The organism is Actinoplanes sp. GCM10030250, from assembly GCF_042666575.1.
Lineage (GTDB): Bacteria > Actinomycetota > Actinomycetes > Mycobacteriales > Micromonosporaceae > Actinoplanes.
Map to the genome: position 1 here is coordinate 462153 of NZ_JBHTDO010000003.1, position 4645 is coordinate 466797.

At 70.1% G+C, this 4645-nt stretch carries 3 protein-coding genes; 2 read left to right on the plus strand and 1 reads right to left on the minus strand.

Annotation, left to right across the window (positions count from 1 at the left end):
- Nucleotides 1–171: 171 nt before the first annotated feature.
- The gene (locus ACFQV6_RS07755) at nt 172–1974 is read right to left on the minus strand and encodes a Xaa-Pro dipeptidyl-peptidase (RefSeq protein ID WP_378026649.1); all 1803 of its coding nucleotides are present in this window, start codon (nt 1972–1974) and stop codon (nt 172–174) included.
- A gap of 120 nt (nt 1975–2094) precedes the next feature.
- On the opposite strand from ACFQV6_RS07755, the gene ACFQV6_RS07760 reads away from it, so the two are divergent.
- Both ACFQV6_RS07760 and ACFQV6_RS07765 read left to right on the plus strand, forming a co-directional pair.
- Nucleotides 2095–3705 carry a M28 family metallopeptidase gene (locus ACFQV6_RS07760; RefSeq protein WP_378026650.1) on the plus strand — a complete coding sequence of 537 codons (1611 nt, stop codon included), beginning with the start codon at nt 2095–2097 and terminating at the stop codon, nt 3703–3705.
- Nucleotides 3706–3801: 96 nt separating this feature from the next.
- A complete protein-coding gene (locus tag ACFQV6_RS07765) occupies nt 3802–4554 on the plus strand; it encodes a LamG domain-containing protein (RefSeq protein ID WP_378026651.1) in 753 nt (250 codons plus the stop codon).
- Nucleotides 4555–4645 lie beyond the last annotated feature (91 nt).

Genomic DNA, 4645 nt, shown 5'->3' on the forward strand with positions numbered 1-4645 from the left:
TGTCGCGGGCGCTGGCTTTGTCGCGGGCGCTGGCTTTGTCGCGGGCGCTGGCTTTGTCGCGGGCGCTGGCTTTGTCGCGGGCGCTGGCTTTGTCGCCGGCGCCGTCGCCGATCTCGGAACAGTGCAGGGTGGCGCCGGGTCGTTCGAGATGCACGACCCGACGCTAACCCGTCAGGACAGGCGCATCTTCAACTGGGAGGCACCGGGCTGAACGCCGACCACGGTCCCTGTGGTGTAGCGCAGGGTGTGATCACGATCGGTCGAGATCAGCACGAGGCCGATCCGGTGCCCGGCCGCGAACACGTGGTCGGTCGACTGCAGATTCCACCGGAACGTGTACGCCTTGCCGCTCTGGATCGGTGTCGTCCGCGCCGGCGAGAACCGGTTACGGACGTCGATCCAGCCGCGGGTGACGATCTCGAACGGCGTGGAGGCCGTCACGTACTCCCGGCGGGCGAAGCAGCCCGGGTCACCCTCGATGCCGGGGCCGACGCAATCCTGCACCGGCAGCGTCCTGGTCCCGGCGAACCGGTCGGCGGTGCCGTAGTCGACCAGGAGCGCCGTCAGGTACGGCGAGTCACCGGCCAGGTCAGCACGAACCGTGACCTCGGGCGTCCCGGAGAGCCGGGTCTCCTCGGCCAGCGGCTTCGTCAGGTAGGCCAGCCGGTTGGGGTCGGCGACCGTCTCGTTCGCCGCCAGCTCCTCGGCGGTGCGTGCGGTGTTGTCGGTGAACGTCTGCCTGGTGAAGCCGGGGCGGGCGCCGAGCGTGCCGTCACCGAGCCGCAGCGTCGTCGGCCGCGCTTCCGGGATCGGCCAGTTGCGCGAGGTCTGCCACTGGTTCGGCGCCACCTCGACGTCGGCGACCGGGTCCTTCATGATCCCGGTGTCGATCTTGTAGAGCCAGAAGTCGAACCACCGGTTCAGCGTCGCCAGCCACTGGTCACGCCGGATGTTGAACGGGTCGGTGTGCGCGGCCTGGTGCAGCCAGATCTTGCGCGGCACGTGGTTCCTGGCCAGCGCGTCCCACCACTGGCCGGCCTGCTGCGTGCGCACGTTGAAGTCGTGCAGCCCGTGCACCAGGAAGACGCTGGCCCGCACCTTGTCCGCGTCGCGCAGGTAGTCACGCTCGGCCCAGAAACGGCTGTAGTCACCGGTCTCCCGGTCCTGGTCACGCTCGATCGCCGCCATCACGTCCGCGCACACCTCGGGGTTCTCCCGGGTGAGCACGGCCTTGGCCAGCACGTCGAGGTCCTCGCCCTGGAAGCCGCCGGGCGCCACCACCCCGCCGTTGGCGCGGTAGTAGTCGTACCAGCTGGAGATCGCCGCGATCGGCACGATGGTCTCCAGGCCGCGGACGCCGGTCGCGGCGACCGCGTTCGGCAGGGTGCCGTTGTAGGACACGCCGATCATGCCGGTCCGCCCGGTGGACCAGGCGGCCTTGACCGGCTCGCCCGACTCGTCGAACGCCTTCGCCCGGCCGTTGAGCCAGTCGACGACGGCCTTCATGCCGAGCGTCTCGTTGCGCCCGCCCGAGGTGGGGCAGCCCTCCGAGCCGCCGGAGCCGAGGCTGTCGGCGAAGGCCACCGCGTAACCGCGGGGAACGAAGTAGTTGTCCAGGTAACCGGCGAAGGTGATGGTCTCCGCGCGGTTGGCGCTCGTCGCGGCGCGCAGCGAGCTGGAACCGTCACGGTCGATGTCGTCGTGGTTGGGAACGTCGTTGAGCCCGGCGTAGTAGGGGCTCGCCTGGAAGATGACCGGGACCTTCTTGTCGGTCGAAGGCCTGATGATGCGCACGGCAACCCGGTCGGGTGCGCCGTCGGCATCACTGTCGACCGACGACTGCACCCACACCCGCTCACGGATGGCGGAGGCGTAGTCGTGGATCGGCTGTGTGCCCGGCGAACCGGCCGGTGCGGCGGTGGCCACCACCGCCCCGGTGAGGGCGACTAGCACAGAGAGCGAAGCGGCAAGCATCGGGACACACTATCGCCGGACGTCGATCGTTTGGGGGCACCGGCCGATCATCCGGTGCATCGACGGTCCCCATCGTCTAGGTTCAGCGGTGTTCCGAAGTGGACAGGGGGATTTTCGTACATGAGAAAGCCATCCCGGCTGCGCCTGCTCGCAGCCGCCGCCACCGCCACGGTGCTGGTGCTCTCCTCGGCGAGCGCCGCGAGCGCCGGTGGGCACCACGGCGACCGTTGCTCCAAGCAGGCCAACGACACCTACGAAGAGCTGCTCAAGTGCGTCACGCTCGACGGCGTGCTGGACCACCTCAAGGCGTTCCAGCGGATCGCCGACCGCAACGACGACGAGTTCTACCCGGGCTCGCGCGCCGCCGGCACCGAGGGCTATGCGAAGAGCGTCCGCTATGTCTCCGGACTGCTGCGCAAGGCCGGATACCGGGTCACCCTCGACGAGTTCGAGTTCAACTTCGTCTTCCCGGCACTGCTCCAGCAGCTCACGCCGACCGCCGCGTCCTACCCGACCGGCGCCTTCACCAACAGCCCCGCGGGTGACGTGACCGGCCCGGTCATCCCGGTCGACGTGAACCTGACCGGCGACCGCGCCACGACCAGCGGCTGCGAGGCCGCGGACTTCGCCGGCCTGGACTTCAGCGGGCCGAACGACATCGCGCTCATCCAGCGCGGCGGCCCGCCGGACGCCTCGTGCACCTTCATCGTGAAGGCACAGAACGCCCAGGCCGCCGGCGCCGAAGCGGTCGTGATCTTCAACCAGGGCAACGACCCGACCCGCGAGGGCCTGATCGTCGGCACGCTCGGCGAGAACCCGCCGATCACCATCCCGGTGGTCGGTGCCAGCTTCGCCAACGGTGTCGCGCTGTCCGCGGCCGGCTCGACCGCCCACGTCCGGGTGCTGCCGTCCGAGGTGCGGACCGACGTCAACGTGATCGCCGAACTGCCCGGCCGGAACCGCGACAACGTCGTGATGGCCGGTGCACACCTGGACAGCGTCGGCGACGGCGCGGGCATCAACGACAACGGCTCCGGCTCGGCCGCGATCCTGGAGACCGCGCTGCAGATGGCGGAGGTCAAGCCGCAGAACACCGTCCGCTTCGCCTGGTGGGGCGCGGAGGAGGAGGGCCTGATCGGCTCGGCGGCATATGTGGCGGGCCTCTCCCAGACCGAGAAGGACCGGATCGCGCTGTACCTGAACTACGACATGGTCGGCTCGCCGAACTACATCTTCCAGGTGTACGACGCGGACGAGTCGTCGTTCCCCGCGCCGGTCGTCGTGCCGCCGGGCTCCACCGCCATCGAGGACCTCTACGAGTCGTACTACACCTGGAAGAAGCAGCCGTACGACGACGCTGAGTTCTCCGGCCGCAGCGACTACCAGGCGTTCATCGAGGCGGGCATCCCGTCCGGTGGCCTGTTCACCGGCGCCGAGGTCGTCAAGACCGAGGAGCAGCAGGCGATCTGGGGCGGTGTCGCCGGCGAGTCGTTCGACCAGTGCTACCACCAGGCCTGCGACGACATCGGCAACCTGGACCTGAAAGCGCTCGAGATCAACAGTGATCTGATCGCGTTCGCCCAGCTCACCTTCGCCTTCTCGACCGAGTCGGTGAACGGTGTGCCCGGCAAGAGGGTTCCCGGCAAGCCGATCAGGCTGCCGGCCCCGGCCGGACCGCAGGGCACCTTCGTCACCGACGGTGGCAACGGCCCGCACCAGCCGGAGGACTGACCAGAGTCGGGCCGCGGGCTCTTTCGCCCGCGGCCCGTCCCGGCGCTTTCCGCCCGCGGCCCGTTGCCCCGGCCGCCGGCTCTCGGTTGACCCGGTGTGAAACGCCTCCTCGCGTCGACGGGCCTGCTCCTGCTCCTCGCCGCCACGGTCGCCGCCGGCACCATGGCCCGCGCCCACCGCGCCGAACGGCCCGTCTGGATGCCCGCACACCAGCCACCCGGCGTCACCGTCGCCCACTACCGCTTCGACGGCACCGGCGACCACGCCTGGGCGGACCTCTCCGGCAAGGGACACCCGCTCACCCCCGTACGCGGCAACAACGCCACCCTCACCCGCGTACCCCACGGCGACGGCCAGGCCGTGCGCTTCCCGCCGCGCTGCCGCAAAACCGCCTGCCCGCGCGTGGTGCTGCGCGCCCGCAGCTCCCCCGCGCTCAACCCAGGCGTCCGGCCACTGCGCTACGGTGCCGACGTCCGCCTGGCGGCCAACCGCACCACCAAGGGGCAAAACGTCCTGCAGAAGGGCTTCTCCACCGAGGGCAGCCAGTACAAACTCCAGATCGACGGCCGCTCCGGCCACCCCAGCTGCGCCCTGGTCGCCGGCCGCACCATCCACCTCGCCGTAGCCCGCATCCCGGTCGCCGACGACCGCTGGCACACCCTCGAATGCCGCCGCGAACGCACCACCCTCACCATCCTGGTCGACCGCACTCCCCAGGGCACGACCCGTATCCCCGCCGCCCTCTCGATCACCAACAACCGCCCCCTCAGCATCGGCGGCAAGAGCGCTTTCGGCGACAACGACCAGTTCCACGGCGAACTCGACAACATCTGGATCACCATCGGCTGACGCCTCCACCCTTCCACCCCGCCCGGCTGGCTCCCAATGCGGCCTCGCGAGGGGTGAGGCAGGGCTCACGACCAGCTGGAGGTGCCCGGCT

What these genes read in the sequence shown, in the direction of transcription:
- ACFQV6_RS07760 (WP_378026650.1), top strand. Translation starts at nt 2,095, where the DNA reads ATGAGAAAGCCATCCCGGCTGCGCCTGCTCGCAGCCGCCGCCACCGCC.
- ACFQV6_RS07755 (WP_378026649.1), bottom strand. Translation starts at nt 1,974, where the DNA reads ATGCTTGCCGCTTCGCTCTCTGTGCTAGTCGCCCTCACCGGGGCGGTG.